This is a genomic window from Microbacterium sp. GbtcB4 (genome assembly GCF_019091465.1).
Lineage (GTDB): Bacteria > Actinomycetota > Actinomycetes > Actinomycetales > Microbacteriaceae > Microbacterium > Microbacterium paraoxydans.
Map to the genome: position 1 here is coordinate 262,172 of NZ_JAGXJJ010000004.1, position 21,823 is coordinate 283,994.

The 21,823-nt window shown below is 71.0% G+C and carries 20 protein-coding genes; 6 read left to right on the plus strand and 14 right to left on the minus strand.

The features are described 5' to 3' along the window. Positions 1 to 47 precede the first annotated feature (47 nt). From def to KVS71_RS09015, 3 genes are all read right to left on the minus strand, one after another. Positions 48 to 539, minus strand: coding sequence for a peptide deformylase (gene def, locus KVS71_RS09005; protein ID WP_144881307.1), 492 nt, complete (start codon positions 537 to 539; stop codon positions 48 to 50). Further along, entirely contained in the window at positions 539 to 2,023 is a 1,485-nt protein-coding gene (locus KVS71_RS09010; RefSeq protein WP_217584372.1) for a MinD/ParA family protein, read from the minus strand. The genes def and KVS71_RS09010 overlap by 1 nt, the downstream gene beginning before the upstream one ends. Positions 2,024 to 2,087: 64 nt before the next feature. After that, on the minus strand, positions 2,088 to 5,495 hold the full coding sequence (locus KVS71_RS09015) for a pyruvate carboxylase (protein WP_217584373.1): 3,408 nt from the start codon (positions 5,493 to 5,495) through the stop codon (positions 2,088 to 2,090). 92 nt (positions 5,496 to 5,587) lie between these two features. Between KVS71_RS09015 and KVS71_RS09020 the strand changes: the two genes are divergently transcribed. After that, positions 5,588 to 6,400, plus strand: a complete 813-nt coding sequence (locus KVS71_RS09020; RefSeq protein WP_060921164.1) for a ParA family protein — start codon at positions 5,588 to 5,590, stop codon at positions 6,398 to 6,400. Positions 6,401 to 6,464: 64 nt separating this feature from the next. On the opposite strand, the gene KVS71_RS09025 is transcribed toward KVS71_RS09020, so the two are convergent. The 3 genes from KVS71_RS09025 to KVS71_RS09035 form a co-directional block, all read right to left on the minus strand. Beyond that, positions 6,465 to 7,010, minus strand: coding sequence for a MerR family transcriptional regulator (locus KVS71_RS09025; RefSeq protein ID WP_060921155.1), 546 nt, complete (start codon positions 7,008 to 7,010; stop codon positions 6,465 to 6,467). A gap of 99 nt (positions 7,011 to 7,109) precedes the next feature. Next, positions 7,110 to 7,796 (minus strand): MerR family transcriptional regulator, encoded by a 687-nt coding sequence (locus KVS71_RS09030; protein ID WP_060921154.1) that lies wholly within the window; start codon positions 7,794 to 7,796, stop codon positions 7,110 to 7,112. Beyond that, positions 7,796 to 8,278, minus strand: a complete 483-nt coding sequence (locus KVS71_RS09035) for an FHA domain-containing protein (RefSeq protein WP_060921153.1) — start codon at positions 8,276 to 8,278, stop codon at positions 7,796 to 7,798. The genes KVS71_RS09030 and KVS71_RS09035 overlap by 1 nt, the downstream gene beginning before the upstream one ends. A gap of 100 nt (positions 8,279 to 8,378) precedes the next feature. Between KVS71_RS09035 and KVS71_RS09040 the strand changes: the two genes are divergently transcribed. Together KVS71_RS09040 and lpdA are read left to right on the plus strand one after the other, a co-directional pair. Further along, positions 8,379 to 9,032, plus strand: coding sequence for a copper resistance CopC family protein (locus KVS71_RS09040; protein ID WP_217584374.1), 654 nt, complete (start codon positions 8,379 to 8,381; stop codon positions 9,030 to 9,032). Positions 9,033 to 9,041: 9 nt separating this feature from the next. Next, on the plus strand, positions 9,042 to 10,439 hold the full coding sequence (gene lpdA / locus KVS71_RS09045) for a dihydrolipoyl dehydrogenase (protein WP_060921151.1): 1,398 nt from the start codon (positions 9,042 to 9,044) through the stop codon (positions 10,437 to 10,439). A 54-nt stretch (positions 10,440 to 10,493) separates the two neighbouring features. Here lpdA and KVS71_RS09050 read toward each other — a convergent pair whose 3' ends face one another. The 6 genes from KVS71_RS09050 to KVS71_RS09075 all read right to left on the minus strand — a co-directional run bounded on the left by KVS71_RS09050 (position 10,494) and on the right by KVS71_RS09075 (position 14,881). Further along, positions 10,494 to 11,615: an NAD(P)/FAD-dependent oxidoreductase gene (locus KVS71_RS09050; protein WP_217584375.1), complete on the minus strand. Its 1,122-nt coding sequence runs from the start codon at positions 11,613 to 11,615 to the stop codon at positions 10,494 to 10,496. Beyond that, complete coding sequence (locus tag KVS71_RS09055; RefSeq protein WP_217584376.1) at positions 11,602 to 12,327, minus strand: methyltransferase domain-containing protein; 726 nt, start codon at positions 12,325 to 12,327, stop codon at positions 11,602 to 11,604. Before KVS71_RS09055 ends, KVS71_RS09050 begins: the two co-directional genes overlap by 14 nt. Continuing rightward, the gene (locus tag KVS71_RS09060) at positions 12,324 to 13,481 is read right to left on the minus strand and encodes a type III polyketide synthase (RefSeq protein WP_254635589.1); all 1,158 of its coding nucleotides are present in this window, start codon (positions 13,479 to 13,481) and stop codon (positions 12,324 to 12,326) included. Before KVS71_RS09060 ends, KVS71_RS09055 begins: the two co-directional genes overlap by 4 nt. 62 nt (positions 13,482 to 13,543) lie before the next feature. Next, positions 13,544 to 14,155 carry a CYTH domain-containing protein gene (locus tag KVS71_RS09065; protein ID WP_060921147.1) on the minus strand — a complete coding sequence of 204 codons (612 nt, stop codon included), beginning with the start codon at positions 14,153 to 14,155 and terminating at the stop codon, positions 13,544 to 13,546. After that, positions 14,148 to 14,363 (minus strand): hypothetical protein, encoded by a 216-nt coding sequence (locus KVS71_RS09070; protein ID WP_025105115.1) that lies wholly within the window; start codon positions 14,361 to 14,363, stop codon positions 14,148 to 14,150. The genes KVS71_RS09065 and KVS71_RS09070 overlap by 8 nt, the downstream gene beginning before the upstream one ends. A gap of 47 nt (positions 14,364 to 14,410) precedes the next feature. Beyond that, a complete protein-coding gene (locus tag KVS71_RS09075; protein ID WP_217584377.1) occupies positions 14,411 to 14,881 on the minus strand; it encodes an A24 family peptidase in 471 nt (156 codons plus the stop codon). A 130-nt stretch (positions 14,882 to 15,011) separates the two neighbouring features. Here KVS71_RS09075 and KVS71_RS09080 point away from each other — a divergent pair, with 130 nt between their 5' ends. Genes KVS71_RS09080 through KVS71_RS09090 form a run of 3 tightly spaced genes read left to right on the plus strand, consistent with a single transcriptional unit; the run spans position 15,012 to position 20,784 of the window. Beyond that, complete coding sequence (locus KVS71_RS09080; protein ID WP_144881325.1) at positions 15,012 to 15,797, plus strand: hypothetical protein; 786 nt, start codon at positions 15,012 to 15,014, stop codon at positions 15,795 to 15,797. Further along, positions 15,794 to 17,329 (plus strand): DNA polymerase Y family protein, encoded by a 1,536-nt coding sequence (locus KVS71_RS09085; protein ID WP_217584378.1) that lies wholly within the window; start codon positions 15,794 to 15,796, stop codon positions 17,327 to 17,329. Before KVS71_RS09080 ends, KVS71_RS09085 begins: the two co-directional genes overlap by 4 nt. Next, entirely contained in the window at positions 17,329 to 20,784 is a 3,456-nt protein-coding gene (locus KVS71_RS09090) for an error-prone DNA polymerase (RefSeq protein WP_217584379.1), read from the plus strand. The genes KVS71_RS09085 and KVS71_RS09090 overlap by 1 nt, the downstream gene beginning before the upstream one ends. A 47-nt stretch (positions 20,785 to 20,831) precedes the next feature. Here the strand turns inward: KVS71_RS09090 and KVS71_RS09095 are convergent, their stop codons facing one another. Then, the gene (locus KVS71_RS09095; RefSeq protein WP_060921142.1) at positions 20,832 to 21,212 is read right to left on the minus strand and encodes a hypothetical protein; all 381 of its coding nucleotides are present in this window, start codon (positions 21,210 to 21,212) and stop codon (positions 20,832 to 20,834) included. A gap of 389 nt (positions 21,213 to 21,601) precedes the next feature. Then, positions 21,602 to 21,817, minus strand: a complete 216-nt coding sequence (locus KVS71_RS09100) for a hypothetical protein (protein WP_060921141.1) — start codon at positions 21,815 to 21,817, stop codon at positions 21,602 to 21,604. Positions 21,818 to 21,823 lie beyond the last annotated feature (6 nt).

A 21,823-nucleotide genomic window follows, 5' to 3' on the forward strand; every position in this document is an offset into this window, starting at 1 on the left:
CACTCGCGCGTAAGGGGCCGGTTCGTACGAGAAGGGGTGGGTCGGGGCTAGAACCAGGAGCTCTCTCGAACTTCGCGCATCGCGATCTTCCGGGTCTCGGGGTCGAGCCGGGAGAGGAAGAGCTTGCCGTCGAGGTGGTCGGTCTCGTGCTGGAGGGCCTGCGCGAGCAAGCCGTCCCCCTCCAGCACCACCGGCTGCCCGTCGAGGTCGATCCCCTCGACCCGGGCCCAGGGGTGGCGCTGCGCGTCGTGCCAGAGTCCCGGCACCGAGAGGCAGCCCTCCCCCGTCGGCTCGGGCTCGCCGCGCACCTCCGTGAGCACGGGGTTGAGGACGTACCCGATCTCGCCGTCGACGTTGTAGCTGAAGGCACGGAGCGCGACGCCGATCTGCGGGGCCGCAACGCCGGCGCGACCGGGGAGCTCGACGGTCTCCAGGAGATCGGTGACCAGGGCGCGCACGCCGTCGTCGATCTCCTCGATGGGCGCGCAGACGGTCCGCAGGACCGGGTCGCCGAAGATGCGGATCTCTCGGACCGTCATCAGGCGGCCTTCGCCCGGAGACCCTCGACGAGGAGCGCCGCGAGTTCGCGTGCCGCCTTCCGCGTCTCGGGGAGGAGGTTCGCGAAGACGATCGTCCCGCCCGCGGCGATCTGCGGGTCGTACGGCACACGCACGACGCTGCGGGCCCGCGACGCGAAGTGCGCCTGGAGCTCTCCGAGACGCACGAGCGGCGTGCCGGGCGTGGACTGGTTGAGCACCACGATCGCATCCCGCGCCTGCTGCGCGTACCCGTTGGTCTCCAGCCACGTGAGCGTCTCGGAGGCCAGTCGCGCCTCGTCGACGCTGAGGCCGGAGACGATGACGATCTGGTCGGCGAGGTCGAGGGTGGCCGACATCACGGAGTGGACGATGCCGGTGCCGGTGTCGGTGAGCACGAGCGAGTAGTAGTGCGCGGCCACGTCCGCGACGTCGCGGTAGTCGTCGTCGCTGAAGGCCTCGGCGACGCGGGGATCCGCGTCCGACGCGAGCACATCGAGGCGCGTCGCATCCCGAGCGACGATGGCGGAGACGTCGTGGTAGCCCCGCACGTCGTCGCGGATGCGCACCAGGTCTCGCACGGACTTGCCGTGCGCGGCGCGCTGCACCCGGTCGGCGAGAGTTCCCCGATCGGGGTTCGCGTCCACGGCGATGACACGGTCCTCCCGCGCGTCCGCGAGTGCCATGCCCAGGAGCGCCGTGACGGTGGTCTTGCCCACGCCGCCCTTGCGGGAGAGCACCGGCACGAAGCGGGCGCCGCCAGCGAGCGGGGCCGCGATGCGCGCGGTCAGCTCCTTGCGCTCGCGCGCACGGCGCCCGTCGCCGATGTTCAGCCGCCGACCGGACAGCGTGTAGAGCAGATGGCTCCACCCGCCCTCGGGTTCCGGCTTGGCCACACGATGCGGGTCGAGGAGGCGATCGGTGGTGAGGAGGTCCGCGGATTCGCGGGCGGACTCCCCCAACTCGTCGAGGCGCTTCGCGGTGAGCGTCACGTCGGTGCGCGGGCCCGGACGCGTGGGCGCGGAGGCGACGGGCTTGTCGTCGGATGCGGGCATCGTGGTCTCCTTCTGCACGGGTGGCTGCGGGGCGCGCGCCGTCTTCGCCGCCGGGCTCTCCGCACGGTCGGCACCGGCCTTCGCAAGGAAGAGAGCCGCAGCCTCCTCCTCGGCGACCCGATCCGGGGCGGCATCTGCCATCGGCACGGGCTCCTCCACCACGACCGCATCGATCACGTCGTCGGTGCGCGGCGGATCCAGGACGGGCTTCGGCGCGGCGGGCAGCGTGAGGTCGTCGACGACGAGGTCGATGCCGACCTCTCCCTCCACCACGCCGTCGTCGGCGAGGTCGTCGTCCTCCTCCGCCGGCAGGGTCACCCGCACCTGCGCGGTCCCGCCGAGGATGCCGATGCCGGCGGTGTCGACGGACGCAGCGTCGTCGAGCACCCCCAGCGGACTGTCTTCGGGATCGGCGTTGTTCTTCGCGGTCACGTGTCACTCCAACCTGTGCGGGCCTCGGGATGCGCCCAGGGTGCGCGGCCTCGCCCGGACAAGATTAGTGCGCCGGTCGGATCACGACCAAAAGATCACCCGCGTCCACCTGCTGCGTCTCGGCGATGGCGTGCCGCTCGACGACCCCGTCCACGGGGGCGGTGATGGCAGCCTCCATCTTCATCGCCTCGATCGACGCGACCGGCTCACCGGCCCGCACCGTCGCCCCGAGCTCGGCCTTGAGGGTGACCACTCCGGAGAACGGCGCCGCCACCTGGCCGGGAACGGACGTGTCCGCCTTCTCCACCTCGTGTGCATCCACGGAGATGGAACGATCCCGCACGAACACGGGCCGGAGTTGACCGTTCAGGGTCGTCATGACGGTCCGCATGCCCTTGTCGTCCGCCTCGCCGATGGCTTCGAGACCCACGTAGAGCTGCACCCCACGGTCGATCTCGATGAGGTGCTCCTGGCCGGGGACCAGCCCGTAGAGGTAGTCGCTCGTGTCGAGCACGGACAGATCGCCGTACTGCTCGCGCCGCTCCGTGAACTCGGCCGTGGGCGCGGGGAACAGCAGCGTGTTCAGGCGGGAGCGCCGCTGCGCGCTCGTCCCCGCCAGCTCCGCCTCGTCCTGGTCCGTCAGCGCCGTGAGGCCGGTTCGCACGGAACGGCCGGCGAGCACCTTGGAGCGGAAGGGCTCGGGCCAGCCACCGGGGAGGTCGCCGAGCTCTCCGGCCATGAACCCGACTACGGAGTCCGGCACGTCGTACTTCTCGGGGTTCGCCTCGAAGTCTGCGGGATCGGCCTTCACCGCGGCGAGGTGCAGGGCGAGGTCCCCCACGACCTTCGACGACGGGGTGACCTTCGGGACGCGTCCGAGGATGCGGTCGGCTGCGGCGTACATGTCCTCGATGAGTTCGAAGTCGTCCGCGAGGCCGAGAGCCTTCGCCTGCTGCCGGAGGTTCGACAGCTGTCCGCCGGGGATCTCGTGGTGGTACACACGTCCGGTGGGTCCCGGCAGCCCGGACTCGAACGGCGCGTACTGGCGACGCACCGCCTCCCAGTACGGTTCCAGGTCGGAGACCGCGGCGAGGGAGATCCCGCTGTCCCGCTCCGTGTGGGCGAGCGCGGCCACGAGCGAAGACAGCGACGGCTGACTGGTCGTGCCGGACAGCGGGGCCGACGCGGCATCCACCGCATCGACGCCGGCGGCGCTGGCCGCGAGCAGGGTCGCGAGCTGTCCGCCCGGGGTGTCGTGGGTGTGCAGGTGCACGGGCAGGTCGAAGCGCTCACGGAGCGCCGAGACGAGCTTCGCGGCGGCGGCGGGACGGAGCAGGCCCGCCATGTCCTTGATCGCGAGGATGTGCGCGCCCGCGGCGACGATCTGATCCGCGAGTCCGAGGTAGTAGTCGAGGGTGTAGAGCCCCTCCGCCGGATCCAGCAGGTCGCCGGTGTAGCAGAGCGCGACCTCCGCGACCGCGGTCCCCGTGGCGCGGACCGCCTCGATCGCCGGGCGCATCTGCTCCACGTCGTTGAGCGCGTCGAAGATGCGGAAGATGTCGACGCCGCTCGCTGCCGCCTCCGCGACGAAGGCCTCGGTCACCGCCGTCGGGTACGGCGTGTAGCCGACCGTGTTCCGGCCACGCAGCAGCATCTGGATCGCGACGTTCGGCAGGGCCGCCCGCAGCTTGTCCAGTCGCTCCCACGGGTCCTCGCCCAGGAAGCGGAGCGCGACGTCGTAGGTGGCGCCGCCCCAGGCCTCGACCGACAGCAGCTCCGGTGTCAGCCGGGCGAGGTACGGAGCGGCGGCGACGAGGTCCTTCGTGCGGACCCGGGTCGCGAGCAGCGACTGGTGCGCGTCGCGGAAGGTCGTGTCGGTGATCGCGAGGGCGCTCTGCGCACGCAGGCCGCGAGCGAACTCCTCGGGACCGACCTCGAGCAGCCGCTGCCGGGATCCGGGCACCGGTTCGACCGCCAGGTCGATCGGCGGCAGCTTGGTCGCGGGGTCGATGACGCCGGGGTGCGCGCCGTGCGGCTTGTTCACCGTCACGTCGACGAGCCAGTTGAGGATCTTCGTCCCGCGGTCCTTCGAGGCGCGTCCTCGGAGCAGCTCCGGGCGCTCGTCGATGAAGGACGTGCTGACGTCGCCCCGGATGAACGCCTCGTCGTCGAGCAGAGCCTGGAGGAAGGGGATGTTCGTGGAGACACCGCGGATGCGGAACTCGGCGAGGGCACGGCGCGCGCGGGCGACGGCGGCCGGGAAGTCGCGTCCTCGGCACGTGAGCTTCGCCAGCATCGAGTCGAAGTGCGGGCTGATCTGGGCGCCCTGGTGCACGGTGCCGCCATCGAGACGGATGCCCGCGCCGCCGGGCGAGCGGTAGGTCGTGATCTTCCCGGTGTCGGGACGGAAGCCCTGCGTCGGGTCCTCCGTGGTGATGCGGCACTGCAGTGCGGCACCGCGCAGGTGCAGATTCTCCTGCTGCAGTCCCAGCTCGGCGAGGGTCTGCCCCGCGGCGATGCGCATCTGGCTCTGCACGAGGTCGACGTCGGTCACCTCCTCGGTGACCGTGTGCTCGACCTGGATGCGCGGGTTCATCTCGATGAACACGACTTCGCCGGCACGCTCCCCCGCCGTCTCCAGCAGGAACTCGACGGTCCCCGCGTTCTCGTAGCCGATGGAGCGGGCGAAGGCCACGGCGTAGCCGTGCAGAGCCTGGCGCACGTCGTCGTCGAGGTTGGGGGCGGGAGCGATCTCGACGACCTTCTGATGCCGCCGCTGCACGGAGCAGTCCCGCTCGAACAGGTGCACCGTCTCGCCGGTCTTGTCCGCGAGGATCTGCACCTCGATGTGCCGCGGCCGGACGACGGCCTGCTCGAGGAACATCCGGGGGTCGCCGAAGGCGCTGCCGGCTTCCCGCATGGCCTCGGCGAGGGCCGGTCCGAGATCGCCGAGCGTCTCGACGCGCCGCATGCCACGGCCGCCTCCCCCGGCCACCGCCTTCGCGAAGAGGGGGAACCCGATCTCCTCCGCCTGGGCGACCAGGGCGTCGACGTCGTCCGAGGCCTCGGTGGACCGGAGCACGGGGACGCCCGCTTCGACGGCGTGGCGCTTCGCCTCCACCTTGTTGCCTGCCATCTCGAGGACCTTCGCCGGCGGCCCGATGAACACGATGCCGTTCGCCGCGGCCTTCTCCGCCAGCTCGGGGTTCTCCGAGAGGAAGCCGTAGCCGGGGTAGATGGCGTCGGCACCGGCCTCGGTGGCCACGCGGATGATCTCGTCGACATCCAGGTAGGCGCGGACCGGGTGCCCGCGCTCGCCGATCTCGTACGCCTCGTCGGCCTTGAGCCGATGGACCGAGCCGCGGTCCTCGTGCGGGAAGACGGCGACGGTGCGCGCCCCCACCTCGACCGCTGCCCGGAATGCCCGGATCGCGATCTCGCCACGATTCGCCACAAGGATCTTCTGGAACATGCACACCTCTGAGAGCTCGATGCACGGCCGAGGCACGCACATGGGGCGGGGCTGAGTGTTCCCCCAGCCTAGGGGAAGGTAACGTGGTCTCCGTGCACGTACTCAGCGTCAGCTCTCTCAAGGGGGGCGTCGGCAAGACGACCGTGACACTCGGGCTGGCCTCCGCGGCTTTCGCCCGGGGTGTCCGGACGCTCGTCGTCGACCTCGACCCGCAGTCCGACGTCTCCACCGGGATGGACATCCAGGTCGCGGGACGACTCAACATCGCCGATGTGCTGGCGAACCCGAAGGAGAAGACCGTCCGTCAGGCGATCACCTCCAGCGGCTGGGCCAAGGTCCACCCCGGCACGATCGACGTGCTGATCGGCAGTCCGTCCGCCATCAACTTCGACGGCCCGCACCCGAGCGTCCGCGATGTATGGAAGCTCGAGGAGGCGCTCGCAGCGGTCGAGGCGGACTACGACCTCGTGCTCATCGACTGCGCGCCCTCGCTGAACGCCCTCACCCGTACCGCGTGGGCGGCGAGCGACCGCGTCATGGTCGTCACCGAGCCCGGCCTCTTCTCCGTAGCGGCAGCAGACCGTGCCCTCCGTGCGATCGAGGAGATCCGCCGCGGCCTCTCCCCGCGCCTCCAGCCGCTGGGCATCGTGGTCAACCGCGTGCGCCCGCAGTCGATCGAGCACCAGTTCCGTATCAAGGAGCTGCGGGACATGTTCGGCCCTCTCGTCCTCTCGCCGCAACTGCCGGAGCGCACCTCTCTCCAGCAGGCGCAGGGCGCCGCGAAGCCGCTGCACATCTGGCCCGGCGACTCGGCGCAGGAACTCGCCGCAGACTTCGACCAGCTCCTCGACCGCATCATCCGCACGGGTCGGATCCCCGTCCCGGAGACCGGACCGCAGAGCTGAGACCCCGGAACGACGAAACGGCCATCCTCTTCGAGGGTGGCCGTTCTTCGTGGAGCGGGGGCCGTCAGGCGGAGCGCTTGGCGCGACGGGCGGAGAGCTCGTCGACGGGGTCGGGAGCGGAGGCGTCGAAGGCGACGAGCGTCGACTCCACCTCGCGCAGGACCTTGCCGACCGCGATACCGAAGACACCCTGACCGCGACTGACCAGGTCGATGACCTCGTCGTTCGACGTGCAGAGGTAGACCGAAGCCCCGTCGCTCATAAGGGTCGTCCCCGCGAGGTCGCGGATACCGGCGCGGCGGAGCTCGTCCACCGCGGTGCGGATCTGCTGCAGGGAGATCCCGGTGTCGAGCAGGCTCTTCACGAGCTTCAGGACGAGGATGTCGCGGAACCCGTAGAGGCGCTGCGAACCGGAGCCGTTCGCGCCGCGCACCGTGGGCTCGACGAGCTCGGTGCGTGCCCAGTAGTCGAGCTGACGGTACGTGATGCCGGCCGCACGTGCCGCCACGGCGCCGCGGTAGCCGACCTCGTCGTCCATCGCGGGCAGACCGTCGGTGAAGAGGAGTTCGGTCACGAACCGCGGGTCGCCTGCGAGCTCATCCGCATTCATCTGAAATCCTCCCTGGAACGGTTATCTCCACGGTAGAGCAGGGTCCCGGCACCGGCAACGACATCCGCGCGGCGCCGAAGGTGTGTCGCAATCAGTTCGTTACGAAAGGATCCGCGTGAGTGCGTCCTTCACGAACAAGGTCCGGACGTCGTCGATCCGTGTGGCCAGTTCCGGCGCGAGCTCGTTGGCGCGCGCCCGCGAGGCGGCATCGGTTCGGCGCAGCAGCGTGGAGAGCGCCGACTCGATGAGCGAGACCTCACGCTCCGCACCCTGTCGCAGGGAGCGGAGATGACGCGGCTCGATGCCGTGCCGGTCGAGGGCGACGAGCCCACGGAGCAGCGCGACGGTGGAATCCGAGTAGGTCTCCTGCGCGGTGATGACGCCGGTGCTGATGGCGTCGTTGAGCAGCTGCGGGCCCGCGCCTGCTGCAGCCAGCAGCTCGTCACGGCGATAACGACGCGGCGCCGGGGCGATCGAGGGCGGCGGCGCGAGCGCCGCCGTCTCCCCCGAGGCCTCCGCCTCGTCGAGCTGCTCGCGGATGACGCTGAGCGGAAGGTAGTGATCCCGCTGCAGCGTCAGTCCCAGACGGAGCCGTTCGATATCGGCGGAGGAGAACTTCCGGTAGCCGGACTCGGTGCGGGAGGGCCGGACGATGCCCTGCACCTCGAGGAACCGCAGCTTGCTGGAGGTCAGGTCGGGGAACTCCGGAGTGAGGCGTGCGAGCACCTGACCGATACTCAGCAGGCCCGCGGACGCCGAGCGTTCGCGGGCGGGAGTTGCCGCCATCAGGCGTTCGCCGCGCGGTCGAGCGGGGACGCGAAGAAGTTCAGACGGAACTTGCCGACGCGCAGCTCGGAGCCGTCCGCCAGGGGGCTGCGGTCCACGCGCTCCCCGTTCACATAGGTGCCGTTGAGGGAGCGCTGGTCGATGATCTCGAACGTCGTCCCGGTCCGGGTGATCTCCGCGTGACGACGGGACACCGTGACGTCATCGAAGAAGATGTCGGCCTCCGGGTGGCGGCCGACGGTGGTCACGTCGGTGTCGAGGAGATACCGCGCACCGGCGAGCGCTCCGGAACGGACGAGCAGCAGAGCCGAGCCCGAGGGCAGCGCCGCGATGGCCGACTGCTCGACATCGGTCAACTCCACGCCGAACGGGACGAACGACAGATCGGAATCGTGTCCGAACGTCTGCGTCACATCGTGTCTCGGCTCGCCGGAGCGATGGATGGCGGCTTCACCGGCCGGTCGGCTGTCGCTGTCTGTCACTGTGCCCTCCTGGCTGTCCAGACTATCCGATCCAGAGGGGTGCGCGGGAGGCCGCTTTCGCACTCAGCGGTCCCATACCGGGGATTCATAGGCTGGACTCGTGAAGACCACAGCTCTGCGCCGCCCGGCGGCCCCGATCGCCCTCGCGGCCACCCTCCTCGCCGCGTTCCTCGTCCTCCTCTCCCCGCTGTCGGCTTCGGCCCACGACGCCCTCGTGTCGTCGTCGCCCGCGGCGGACAGCAGCGTGGAGACGCTGCCCGCGGAGCTGACCCTCACCTTCAGCGCCAAGCTCATCGACGGCGAAGGAGCGACGGAGCTCACCGTCACCGATCCGGCCGGCGAATCCGTGATCGACGGCGCCCCGACGGTCGACGGGGCGATCGTGACCCAGCCCCTGACCGGCTCGGGGCCCGCCGGCGAGTATCGCGTCGTCTGGAAGGTCGTCTCGAGCGACGGCCACCCCACGTCCGGCGAGTTCTCCTTCACCGTCACCGTCGATGACGAGGGTGCCGCGACGGGCGAGCCCACCACCGCTCCCCCGACCGCGGCGCCGACGACGGAGCAGACCACCACGCCCGAGGCGACCGCGACGACGGCACCGGACACGGGAGACGACGCCGGAGCCGCTTCGACATGGATCTGGGTCCTGGTGATCCTCGGCGTGCTCGCCGCGCTGAGTGTGGTCGTCTGGCTCATCGTGCGCCGTCCTCGGGGACCGGCTCCCACCGATTCCGACGCCCCCTCGGAGCGATAGGCTTAAGGCATGCCACATTACGACGTCGTCATCCTTGGTGCAGGTCCTGGCGGATACGTCGCTGCGGTTCGCAGCGCACAGCTCGGCCTGTCCACCGCGATCATCGAGGAGAAGTACTGGGGTGGTGTCTGCCTCAACGTCGGCTGCATCCCTTCCAAGGCGCTCCTGAAGAACGCGGAGATCGCGCACACCCTGAACCACAAGGCCGACTTCTTCGGGATCTCCGGAGAGTTCACGATCGACTACGGCAAGGCGTTCGACCGCAGCCGCGTCGTCGCGGACGGCCGGGTCAAGGGCATCCACTTCCTCATGAAGAAGAACAAGGTGACCGAGTACGACGGCCGCGGCACCTTCACCGGCCCGAAGGCCATCTCGGTCGCGAAGGCGGACGGCTCCACCGAGGAGGTCACGTTCGACAACGCGATCATCGCGACGGGATCGAAGGTCCGCCTGCTCCCCGGTGTGCAGCTCAGCGACAACGTCGTGACCTATGAGGAGCAGATCCTCTCCCGTGAGCTGCCGAAGTCCATCGTGATCGTCGGCGCCGGCGCCATCGGCATGGAGTTCGCCTACGTGATGACGAACTACGGCGTGAAGGTCACGATCATCGAGTTCCTCGACCGGGCCCTTCCCAACGAGGACGCCGACGTGTCGAAGGAGATCACGAAGCAGTACAAGAACTACGGCGTCGACATCCTCACCTCCACCAAGGTCGAGTCGGTCGTCGACAACGGTTCCTCCGTCACCGTCTCGTACACGGGCAAGGACGGCCAGCAGGCGTCGATCGAGGCCGACAAGGTGCTCATGTCGGTCGGGTTCGCCCCGAACGTCGAGGGTTTCGGACTCGACAAGACGGGTGTGAAGCTGACGGAGCGCGGTGCGATCGACATCGACGACCACATGCGCACGAACGTCGAGGGCATCTACGCCATCGGCGACGTCACCGCCAAGCTGCAGCTCGCGCACGTCGCCGAGGCGCAGGGTGTCGTCGCGGCCGAGACCATCGGCGGCGCCGAGACCATGACGCTGGGCGACTACCGCATGATGCCGCGCGCGACGTTCTGCTCGCCGCAGGTCGCCTCGTTCGGGCTCACCGAGCAGCAGGCCAAGGACGAGGGGCGTGAGATCAAGGTCGCGACCTTCCCGTTCATGGCCAACGGCAAGGCGCACGGCCTCGGCGAGCCGGTCGGCTTCGTCAAGCTCATCGCCGACGCCGAGCACCTCGAGCTCATCGGCGCGCACATGATCGGCCCCGACGTGTCGGAGCTGCTGCCCGAGCTGACCCTCGCGCAGAAGTGGGACCTCACGGCTCTCGAGCTGGCCCGCAACGTGCACACGCACCCGACGCTGTCTGAGGCGCTGCAGGAGGGCTTCCATGGCCTGGCCGGCCACATGATCAACTTCTGATCCGACGCCTCGACGAAGGCCCGGTCCGCGCAACGCGGACCGGGCCTTCTCGCGTCACAGGCCGCGCATCGTGATGAGGCCGGTCGTCCACCCGCGCAGTGCCGAGGAGCCGAGCACGCCGACCAGCCCCTCCCGGACGACGACGACCGGGAGGATAGCCGGAGCCCCCATCGCCATGAAGAACGCGGAACGACGATGCGCCTTCCGCGTGGTCCGCCATACCTCCCGGGCGAAGCCGTCCAGGACGGGGACGGCGCCCCGGTCGGTCCGGCGCAACGCGTCCCGCAGCCGGAGCGCATCCGCCCAGCCCAGGTTCATGCCCTGACCGCCGATGGGGCTCACCTCGTGCGCGGCGTCCCCGAGCAGGACGATCCGTCCGCGATGCAGCCGTCGCGCGGCGTGCTGGGCCGCGCGGAACGACGACACGGGCGCGGCCGGGTCCACGTCGAGAGCGTGCCCCGTCCGCTGCTCGACGAGGCCTGCCAGCTCAGCAGCCGATGCCACCGTCCTGCCACGGTCTTCGCGCACCACCCAGCGGTGCCGCCCGCCCGGCATGGGGAAGGACTCGACGAGGCCGTCCGGCTCGAAGTACAGCACGGCGCGATCGTCGGCCTGCGGGGCATCGACGTCGAGCATCGCGTAGCCCGCGCTCCCCGACCGCGGGTCCCAGCCGGCACCGAACGCCGTCCGGAAAGGACTCCGCACGCCGTCGGCGACGACCACGATCGACGCCGTCTCTTGGCGGCACCCGTGCTCGTCGTCGATCCCGGCCCGCACGAACGGACCCTCGTCACGGAGAGACCTGACGGTGCGACCGGACTGCAGTGCATCCGGTTGCAGCGCCCGGAGACGGCCTCGCAGCAGTTCCTCGGTGCGCGGCTGCGCGAGCGTGAGGATCGGACGTTCGGACGGGAAGGTCAGGGCGGCGAGCCGCCGCCCGCGACTGCGGACCTCCCCGCCGGACAGCCGGAGCGCCTCGGAGCGCACCTCGGTGCCCACCCCGGCAGCATCGAGGGCATCGAGCCCCGGACGGTGGATCCCGATCGCGCGCGTCTGCGTACCCTGGTCCGTGCGACGCTCGTACACCCGCACCCGGCGGCCGTCCTGCGCCACGAGGCAGGCGAGGAGCAGCCCGACCGGACCGCCCCCGACCACGAGGACGTCATGGTCGACCATCTGCGCCCTCCCAGCGCAGCTCGAGTCGTGCGGGCAGGTGCGACCGCACCTCCCACTCCGACGGGGCGACGGCCGCGAGTTCCTGCGGAGTGTACGAACGGCGGATGCTCAGGAGACCGTCGACCCGGATGAAGGACCCGGCGAGGAGGTTCCGCGCGAACGGCCAGGTCCCGGCCGCGAACGCCCCATAGGCCAGACGGCTGCGGGCGATGTCGTGGTGGGAGACGAGTCCGCGGTCGCCCACCAGCGCACGCGAGTCGGCGAGCACCGCGTGCAGCGCTGCGGCGTCGAGGTGATGGAGGACGTGGTTGGAGAGGACGATGTCATAGGTCTCGCCCGCCGCCACGAGGTCGCTGGAGAATGCGTGACGATAGCGGATCCCCGCGCCGTCGTCGTGTGCCGAGGCCCAGCGGATCGCGCGCTCGTCGGCGTCCAGAGCGGTGATGTCGGCCCGGAGGCCATCGCGTCGCAGTCTCCGGACGAGGTCGCGACACAGGTCTCCCCCGCCGGCGCCGATGTCGAGGATGCGCAGCGGACGCCCTGCCGCCGCCCGGGGGCGGATGTCGCGTCGGTACAGCCGCCCGGGGCGTGAGACGACCGCATTGACGGCGCTGAAGCGCCGGTACGTGCGGCCGAGCGCCTCCTCGTCCGCGTCGGGGTCGTCCATGAGCTCGACGAGGTCGGCGGCGCGCGCCGACAGATCCACGCTCACGGTGCGGGAGCGACGACGGTCAGCAGTGCGCTCTCGGCGGTGAGGCCAGGTCCGAAGGCCATCGCCGCCACGCGGTCGCCGGCCTCCGCGCCCTCCCGTTCGAGGATGCGCTTCAGCACGAACAGCACGGTCGCGCTCGACATGTTCCCGAACTCGCGGAGCGTCTCGCGCGCGGGTCGCAGCTGCCCGTCGCTCAGGGCCATCCGCTCCTGCACGCGGTCGAGGATGCTCCGCCCTCCCGGGTGGATCGCCCAGTGGCGCACCCGGTCGCCCACCCGCCCGGCGGCGAAGGCCTCCGCCAGCCCCTCCTCCCGCCCGTAGAGCGGCGCGAGTGCCCCGATGATCGACTCGCCGATGATCTGCGGGACGGCGGTCGACAGGATCATCTCGAAACCGGAGTCGCCGATCGTCCAGGCCATGTCGTCGACACCCTCCGGCACGATCGCGGTGTGGAAGCCGTCGAGCCGGAGCGCGGGGACGGCCGTGGGCAGGTCCCGTGCCGTCACGATCCCTGCGGCAGCCCCGTCGGCGAACAGGGAGGAGGCCACGATGGTGTCCGGATCCTCGGAGGAGCGCAGGTGCAGCGTGCACAGTTCGACACTGACGACGAGGACGACCGCGTTCTCATCGGCCGCGCAGAACTGTGCGGCCGCGCGGAGAGCCGGCATCGAGGCGTAGCAGCCCATGAAGCCCAGGTGGTACCGCTGGACGGCGTCGGACAGGCCGAGCCCGCGCACGATCTCGTATTCGGGTCCCGGGGCGTGGAAGCCCGTACAGGAGACCGTGATGACGTGCGTCACGTCCGCCGGGTCCAGGTCGGGGTCCGCCTCGAGGGCGCGGCGCGCTGCCTCGACGAAGAGACGGGACGCCTCACGCGTGTAGACGTCATTGCGCGCCTTCGTGCCCGGCGCCAACAGCCGTCCCGAGCCGCGGTCATAGAACAGCGGTTCGTCCGGGGCGGCGTCTTCGGCCAGCTCCGCGATCACGGTGTGCCGTGTGTCGATGCCGGAGACGTTGAACGACGTCGCCACGATGCGCTGCGCCAGCCGTCCCAGCCCGGGCTGCGCGGCGAAGACGTCGCGCACCTGCTCCTGCACGAGGACGGTCTCGGGGACGATCGTCTGCAGCGATCGGAGCACGGGCGGTCGACTCATGTGGTCACTCAACCACCCCGCAACCGGACGCGGAAAGGGGTTGCATCCGAGGAGTCGGCGGCCTAGAAGCCGAGAGCCCGGGCGAGCTTCGAATCGGAGCCGGCCTCGCGACCGCCCGCCGCCCGCACGGCGCGCTCGATCGCCGCGAAGAACGCCGCGCGACCGGCATCGTCGGACGGAGCCGCCGGTCCGAGTTCGACCTCCCATTCCCGCCACGCCCGACGTGTTCCGCCGCGCAGATCGGTCGCGCGCACACGGTCGTCGACGAACTCCGCCACGACGCCGTCCGGTCCGGTGAGGAGGTAGGCCGTCCGGTCGTTCTCGATGCGTGCGAGCGGCTCTAGCGGCGCGGTCGTCCAGGCGGCGATCGCTGCGCGCACCGCCGTCGGCACCTCCTCGCCACCGAGGGGCCAGCCCTGTTCGACCCGGCCGTCGCCCTGCCGCGGGCCCTTGATGTGCCAGCCCTCGTCCGGTCCGCCGGAGCGACGGCGCACCGCGACGCCGGCACGGGCCAGCGTTCCATCCGCGGTGTCCAGATAGCGGGCGTCGAGAGCGCGGTGCTCACCGGGCGAGACCGCATCGACTCCGGGGATCGCCGTCCAGTCGGGCAGGGGCGTCCCCTCGTCGACGTCGTACTTGCGCTCGACCTCGACGGTGCGAGAGGGCTCAGTCATCCTCGAGCGTGAGGTCCTCGAGGGCTTCCTCGAACCAGTAGTCGATCTCGGTGGGGCCGTCGCCCTCGCCCGTGTTCTGCGGCTCGCCGCGGCGGTTGTAGACCACCTGCGTCTCGCTGTAGGGGACGATCAGCTTGTCGTCCGCGTCGTCGTCGAGGGGGATGATCTGCCCGTCCAGCGGGCCGCCGTGAAGTCGTGCGAGTGCCATGTGCCCAGGGTAGCGCCGCCCTCCCTCATTCGGGGCGACCCGCCCGGTCAGCCGCCGAGGACGCCGAGGACCGCCCCCGCGATCATCCACGGGCCGAAGGCGATGCGGGTCCTCCGATCGGCCCGTCCCGCGGCGAGGAGCACGAGCGCGTAGACGGCTCCGAGCGCGAAGGCGGACGTGGCGCCGAGGAGGAACGCGCCCCAGCCGTGCCAGGCGAGGACGAGTCCGATCACGAGGGCGAGCTTCACATCGCCTCCGCCCATGCCCGCCCGGCTGAGCAGCCGCAGGGCCGCATAGAAGCCGCCGAGCACGAGGGCCCCGAGCAGGCCCCGCCCCAGCGCGGCCGCGTCGGCGGTGGCGACGGCGTCGGCGGCCGCCGCCAGGAGCAGCAGGAACAGGGTCGGCAGCACGATGCGGTTCGGGAGCCGGTGGGTGCGCGCATCGATCACGGCCAGCAGGATGCCGACCGCGAGGAGGCCGCCGTGCACGAGACCGACGAGGGCGAGACGGATGTCCATCCCGGCAGGGTAGGGAGATCCGGGAGGGCGCGGAGGGCCTTGTGGACAACCCGCCAGGCGATGTCGGATGTACGAACTAGCGTCAGTCGTGTCACTTGCTTTATTCGTACATATCTTCGAGGATGGACACATGGGGATCGGGCTCGATGCGATGACCGCGCTCTCTCCGACCAGCGACACCCGCGCCGGAGAGGTCCTGCGGCTGCGCCGCGAGATCAGCCGGATGCAGCGACGGCGCAGCGAGCACACGCTCCTCCCCCTCGATCCCGCCTTCGCCGCACTGCTGCCGGAGGAGGGGCTGCAGACGGGCACCTCGTACACCGTCTCCCCCTCGCCCGCCCTCGTGCTCGCGCTGCTCAGCGCCTCCTCCGACCGCGGGCACTGGTGCGCGGTGATCGGCATGCCCACCCTGGGGGTCGAGGCCGCTGCCGCCTACGGCATCGACCTGAGCCGACTGATCCTCGTCCCCGACCCGGGGGACCGCTGGCTCGCCGTCGCATCCGCGCTGGCCGAGGTGGTGCCCCTGATCGTCGTGCAGCCCACGACGAGGGCACAGGACGCCGATGTGTCCCGACTCAGCGCCCGTCTGCGCGACCGCGGGTCCACGCTGCTCGTGGCGGAGGAACCGGGCGCGGGGCGCTGGGCGCAGAGCGAGGGGACCATCCGGCTGCACGACCCGGACTGGCATGGGCTCGGCGAGGGGTGGGGGCTGCTCTCGGACTGCACGGTGACGGTCACGGCGCGGACCAGGCACAGCCCTCGCGCCTCGAGCGTGCGTGTCCGACTGCCCGGCGGGCACGGAGCCGTGGAAACCGTGGTCGCAGAGCTGACCGCCCTGCCGCCGCTCGCTCCCTCTGCGACGGACGGCGCTGAGGCCGGGTCGTCCGACCTCCTCTTCTGGGCGGAGGCGGGATGAGCACCCCTCTCCGTGTCCTCGTCCTCTGGTTCCCCGACTGGCCGCTGCGAGCGGTGCTGGGCGGAGGGCCGCATCCGCCCACGGCCCTGGTGCAGGCCAACACGGTCGTCGCCTGCACCGCATCCGCTCGCGCGCACGGCGTCCGCATCGGGCAGCGTCGCCGCGTCGCCCAGGGACTCCTCTCCTCGCTGCAGGTCCTCCCCCACGACGCCGAGAAGGACGAGCGTGCCTTCGTCCCGGTGCTGCAGCTCATCGAGAAGCACGCCTCTGGCGTGACGCTGCTGCGCCCCGGCCTCGCGATCCTGCGCGCTCGCGGGATCGCCCGCTATCACGGCGGAGAGGCCGAGGCGGCGACAGCCCTGTCCGCGATCCTCGCCGCTGCCGGCTTCCCCGAAGTGCGTGTCGGCGTCGCCGACGGACCCTTCACCGCCGAGATCGCGGCCCGAGGAACGGCGTCCTGCACGGTCGTGCCCCCGGGCGGCTCCCGCGAGTTCCTGGCCCCCTACCCCGTGCAGGTGCTCCGCGACGAGCAGATCAGCGATCTCCTCCTCCGCCTCGGCGTGCGCACTCTCGGCGAGTTCACCGCGCTCGCCCCTCTCGACGTCCGCGACCGCTTCGGCGAGCACGGTGCCCGCCTGCAGGCCCTCGCCGCCGGCGCCGACTCCCGGCCACTGGCTCCCCGACCGCCCGACCCCGAACTGGCCAGGACCATCGAGTTCGAGTCCCCTCTCGGAGGCACCGACCAGGTGGCCTTCGCCGTGCGGCAGACCGCCGATGCCGTGATGCTCGCTCTGGCGGACGCGTCGCTCGTGTGCACCGAGGTGCGGATCGACCTGACCGACGACGACGGCGCCGTCCACTCCCGCACCTGGCTGCACCCGACGAGCTTCGACGCCGCCGACCTCGTGGACCGTGTGCGCTGGCAGCTGGAGGCGGTCGCCGCCCTGACCGCGAGCGCGCCCGTCGACGAGGCGAGGGCATTCGGGGGCATCGTGGCCGCCCGCCTCCTCCCCGTCGCAGTGGATGATGCGGCCCACCATCAACCTGGACTCTTCGGCTCGGGCACCGATGAGCGACTGCATCACGCGGTCTCACGGGTGCAGACCATGCTGGGGCATCAGGGCGTGGTCACCGCCGCCCTCTCCGGAGGGCGCTGGCTCGCCGATCGTCAGGTGCTCACGCCGTGGGGCGAGCGCCCGGTCCCGCCTCGTGATCCGCGGTCCCCCTGGCCGGGGAGCCTTCCCGACCCTCTCCCCTCCGAGGTGTTCCGCCCACCGCGCCCCATCGGCGTCGTCGCCGCGGACGGGAGCACGATCGACGTCGACGATCGTGGCGCCCTCACGCACGACCCCGCCCGCATCGACGGGGCGGCCGTGCAGGCCTGGGCCGGCCCGTGGCCCGTGCATGAACGGCGGTGGAGCACGGGCGGCGGCAAACGAGGACACCGGCTCCAGATCATCGACGACCGCGATCGCGCCTGGCTGGTCTTCCTGGCCGGCGAGCGCTGGTGGGCTGAGGGGAGGTACCGCTGATGGGCTGGCACAATCCGCCGTTGACCTGGGATCAGCTCGAACGCACCCTCAGCGGAGAGCCCACTCCCGAAGCGACCTCCGCACCGCGGGGGCTCCGCCCGGATCCCGGACCGGTGAGTCGTCCGCGGAAGCGCGTCCCCCCGGCCCTCCCGGAGCGTCCGGAGGAGGCGGTGCCCTATGCCGAGCTGCACGCGCACTCGTCCTACTCCTTCCTCGACGGGGCGTCCTCCCCCGAAGACCTCCTCGCGGAGGCCGAGCGTCTCGGCCTGAGCGCGCTCGCCCTCACCGACCACGACGGGTTCTACGGCGCCGCGCGCTTCGCCGAGCTGGCGGAGCTCATGGAGCTGCGGCTGCAGACCGTCTACGGCGCCGAGCTCTCCCTCGACCTGCCCTCCGCTCCGCAGGGGGCCGCCGATCCGCCGGGCACGCATCTGCTCGTGCTCGCCCGGGGCCTCGAGGGGTACCACCGCCTGTCGGGGGCGATCACCGCGGCCCAGCTCCGCGGCGGGGAGAAGGGGCGCCCGGTCTACGACCTCGACGAGCTCGCGGCGACCGCCGACGGGCACTGGACGATCCTCACCGGCTGCCGCAAGGGGGCGGTACGACAGGGGCTGGAGGCCGGAGACGCGGCCGCGCCGCTGCACCATCTCGTCGGACTTTTCGGACACGACAATGTCTCCGTCGAGCTCTTCGACCACGGCGATCCGCTGGACACCCGGCGCAACGACGCCCTCGCCGACCTCGCCCGCCGGATGCGGCTGCCCGTCGTGGCGACCAACAACGTGCACTACGCCCGCCCGGACCAGGCCCCTCTCGCCGAGGCGGTGGCCGCGGTCCGCGCGGTCCGGAGCATGGACGAGCTCGACGGCTGGCTGCCGGCCCATGGCGGCGCGCACCTGCGCAGCGGGGCGGAGATGACGGCGCGCTTCCGGCGGTACCCTGGTGCGATCTCGCACGGCCTGGAGCTGGCCGCGGCCTCGGCCTTCCCACTTCGGATGGCCCGCCCCGCCCTCCCCCGTCAGGACGTCCCGCCGGGGCACACGCCGATGAGCTGGCTGCGGCACCTGGTCTGGGAGGCGGTCCCGTCGAAGTACCCGCGGCTGGACGCGGACGGCCGCCGACGCATCGCCCGCGAGCTCGACGTGATCGAGGAGAAGGACTTCCCCGGGTACTTCCTCATCGTGCACGGCATCGTGACGGAGGCCCGGCGACGCGGCATCCTCTGCCAGGGCCGGGGTTCGGCGGCGGCGAGCGCGGTCTGCTATCTGCTGGGCATCACCGCGGTCGACCCGATCCTCTACCGTCTCCCCTTCGAGCGCTTCCTCGCCACCACCCGCACGGAGGAGCCGGACATCGACGTGGACTTCGACTCACGGCGACGGGAGGAGATCATCCAGTGGGTCTACCGGGAGTACGGCAGGGAGCGGGCGGCCCAGGTGGCGAACGTCATCCAGTACCGGCCGAAGAACGCCGTCCGCGACATGGCCAGAGCCCTGGGGCACTCTCCAGGACAGCAGGACTCCTGGTCACGGCAGGTGGACGGCTGGGGATCAGGGCTCGAACCCGTGGAGGGCCACGACATCCCCGACACCGTGCTCGACTACGCGGCCGAGCTGCTGAAGGCTCCACGGCATCTGGGGATCCACTCAGGCGGCATGGTGCTCACAGCCCGGCCGGTCGGAGAGGTGGTGCCGGTCGAGCACGCCCGCATGGAGGACCGCACCGTCATCCAGTGGGACAAGGACGACGCCGCCTTCATGGGACTGGTGAAGTTCGATCTGCTCGGTCTGGGCATGCTCGCGGCGCTGCAGCACTGCTTCGACCTGGTCCGGGAGGCGACGGGCGAGGAGTGGACGCTGGAGACCCTGCCGAAGGAGGAGGCCGGCGTCTACGACATGCTCTGCCGGGCCGACTCGATCGGCGTCTTCCAGGTGGAGTCCCGCGCGCAGATCGGGCTGCTCCCCCGGCTGCAGCCGCGACGCTTCTACGACCTCGCCATCCAGATCGCCCTCATCCGCCCCGGCCCCATCCAGGGCGGCGCCGTGCACCCGTTCGTCCGTCGGAAGATGGCGAAGGACAAGGTGGACGAGGCGAACCGGGAACGGGAGGCCAGGGGCGAGCCCTCGGAGGAGTTCCCCATCCCCTACCCGCACAGCGACCTCGAGGACATCCTCGCGCGGACACTCGGCATCCCCATCTTCCAGGAGCAACTCATCCAGATGGCCACGGCCGTCGGCGACTGCACGGCCGACGAGGCCGATCTGCTGCGCCGGGCGATGGGATCGAAGCGGGGTCTGGAGAAGATCGAGAAGGTCAGGGACAAGCTGTACGCCGGGATGGCCCGCCGCGGGCTCGTCGACGAGGCCGCCGACCGGATCTACGCGCAGATCCAGGCGTTCTCGAACTTCGGCTTCGCCGAGTCCCATTCCCTGTCCTTCGCCCTGCTCGTCTACGCGAGCTCGTGGTTGAAGCTGCACTATCCGGCCGCCTTCCTCGCGGGCCTGCTGCGGTCGCAGCCGATGGGCTTCTACTCCCCTGCGACCCTCACGGCGGATGCCCGTCGGCACGGCGTGGAGGTCCGTCGCCCGGATCTCCATCTCTCCTCCGCCACCGAGACCCTCGAACGCCTCACGCCGGACGCCGCAGGGACGACCGGGAGAGACGACTGCCTGGCCGACCCGCAGCCGCCCGTGCACCGCTTCGACCGGAGCGCACCGGACGAGTCCGCGGCGCACCGGCGGGACGGACGGTTCGCGGTGCGCCTGGGACTCAGCGGCATCCGCGGGATCGGCGTGCCGATGGCGGAGCGCATCGTCGCCGAGCGGGAGGCACACGGCCCCTACCGCGATCTGCACGACCTCGTGCGCCGGACCGACGCGACGGCCGCTCAGTTGGAGGCCCTCGCCACCGCCGGAGCCTTCGCGTGCCTCGGGTTGGAGCGCCGGGAGGCCATCTGGATCGCCGGGGCCGCCGCGGAAGACCGCGCCCGTTTCCTCCCGGGGACCACGGTGGCGGTGCAGCCGCCGCTGTTCGCCGACCAGACCAGCTACGAGCGCCTCTCGGCCGACCTCTGGGCGACCGGCATCTCGACCGACGACCACCCGATGACGCACTTCCGCGACGACCTCCGGGCTCGCGGCGTCCTGACGGCCGCGGACCTGCAGCGGCATGAGACCGGACGACGCGTCGAGGTGGCCGGTCTCGTCACCCATCGACAACGACCCGCCACGGCCGCCGGCGTCACCTTCGTCAACCTCGAGGATGAGAGCGGGTTGGTGAACGTGATCTGCTCGACGGGGGTCTGGGGTCGGTTCGGTCGTATCGCCCGAGAGTCCCCCGCGCTCATCATCCGCGGCATCCTCGAGCGCTCACCGGAGGGGGTCGTCAATGTGCTCGCCGACGCCTTCGAAGACCTCCGCACGGGGGTCATGCACCGCTCGCGGGACTTCCGATGAGTCCGGTGCCCGGTGAGTCCGGTGCGCGAGGGCCCGGCTTCCGGCGGTCACCAGAAGCGTTCGGGCTCTTCCGGCGGGGGCCGGTCCGATCCACCCCAGCGATCCGCCTCCGCCTTGGCCGCGTTGACCGCCGCATCCGCGCCGCGCAGAGCGATGCCCGCGCCGCTGGCCGACGGCCCGATGGGGTCGATGAGCAGCGACGTCCGCGGTGCGACGCCCACGGCCACCGTGCAGTCGAGGACACGACCGATCCAGTGCGTCACCTCGGCTCGCGGCTCCTCGGCGCGGCGGTAGCGGATGCCGGTGTCCAGATCGAGCAGCGAGAGGACGACGGGTTCATCCGTCTGCGGGTCGACGAGTTCGGAGACCTCGACCCGGTGCCCGACCGGAAGGGCCACCTGACCGGCGAAGACAAGCATCCTGTCCATGTCCCCACCCTACGGAACGGCCCGTATCGGCGACAGAGCCGAGAGCCGCGCAGAATTTTTCGAAGAAACTTTTGTCCCCCAAATGGCGGACAAGAGGATTAAGGGATATTCTGCTCTTCGTAGCGGGGGCTACCGGCTGAATCTCTGGGGGATCGGCCGTAGAGACAGCGAGACTTCGCCGCCTCCCCAACCGTCCGGGTAGGACGGTGAGCCCTCTCGGCAGCACCGGGTTGGGGCGGTCCCGTCGAGAGGGCATACCCCGCGGCTAGCCATCGTCCTGCTGGGCGTCAACCCCGGCGAGGGCACGCACCGCTCGGACTACGGTCGTTCGTCATGACGTCTCTCCCCTGTCTCGAACGCCGCGCCGGCTCACCTGCCGCCGGAGGACGTCAGTCGTCGGCGGGTTCGTCGACGCCGTCCTCATCCAGCGGCACTTCGATGCGCTGCTCCGCAGCGTCCGCCGGGTCCGCCTCGATGGGGTGCGGCTCCGGTGCCGAGGGGGTCGGCGCTTCCGGATCCTCGGGAACCTCCTCCGCAAGGCGCTCCTGCTCCTGCAGGTCGGCCTCGGGCTTCACATCGTCGATCGGATGGTCATTGAGAGACATGGCTTC

Excerpts from the sequence above, each read along its gene's own strand:
- def (WP_144881307.1), bottom strand. The coding sequence starts at position 539 with ATGACGGTCCGAGAGATCCGCATCTTCGGCGACCCGGTCCTGCGGACC.
- KVS71_RS09015 (WP_217584373.1), bottom strand. The coding sequence starts at position 5,495 with ATGTTCCAGAAGATCCTTGTGGCGAATCGTGGCGAGATCGCGATCCGG.
- KVS71_RS09025 (WP_060921155.1), bottom strand. The coding sequence starts at position 7,010 with ATGAATGCGGATGAGCTCGCAGGCGACCCGCGGTTCGTGACCGAACTC.
- KVS71_RS09030 (WP_060921154.1), bottom strand. The coding sequence starts at position 7,796 with ATGGCGGCAACTCCCGCCCGCGAACGCTCGGCGTCCGCGGGCCTGCTG.
- lpdA (WP_060921151.1), top strand. The coding sequence starts at position 9,042 with ATGCCACATTACGACGTCGTCATCCTTGGTGCAGGTCCTGGCGGATAC.
- KVS71_RS09050 (WP_217584375.1), bottom strand. The coding sequence starts at position 11,615 with ATGGTCGACCATGACGTCCTCGTGGTCGGGGGCGGTCCGGTCGGGCTG.
- KVS71_RS09060 (WP_254635589.1), bottom strand. The coding sequence starts at position 13,481 with ATGAGTCGACCGCCCGTGCTCCGATCGCTGCAGACGATCGTCCCCGAG.
- KVS71_RS09065 (WP_060921147.1), bottom strand. The coding sequence starts at position 14,155 with ATGACTGAGCCCTCTCGCACCGTCGAGGTCGAGCGCAAGTACGACGTC.
- KVS71_RS09070 (WP_025105115.1), bottom strand. The coding sequence starts at position 14,363 with ATGGCACTCGCACGACTTCACGGCGGCCCGCTGGACGGGCAGATCATC.
- KVS71_RS09075 (WP_217584377.1), bottom strand. The coding sequence starts at position 14,881 with ATGGACATCCGTCTCGCCCTCGTCGGTCTCGTGCACGGCGGCCTCCTC.
- KVS71_RS09080 (WP_144881325.1), top strand. The coding sequence starts at position 15,012 with ATGGGGATCGGGCTCGATGCGATGACCGCGCTCTCTCCGACCAGCGAC.
- KVS71_RS09085 (WP_217584378.1), top strand. The coding sequence starts at position 15,794 with ATGAGCACCCCTCTCCGTGTCCTCGTCCTCTGGTTCCCCGACTGGCCG.
- KVS71_RS09090 (WP_217584379.1), top strand. The coding sequence starts at position 17,329 with ATGGGCTGGCACAATCCGCCGTTGACCTGGGATCAGCTCGAACGCACC.
- KVS71_RS09095 (WP_060921142.1), bottom strand. The coding sequence starts at position 21,212 with ATGGACAGGATGCTTGTCTTCGCCGGTCAGGTGGCCCTTCCGGTCGGG.
- KVS71_RS09100 (WP_060921141.1), bottom strand. The coding sequence starts at position 21,817 with ATGTCTCTCAATGACCATCCGATCGACGATGTGAAGCCCGAGGCCGAC.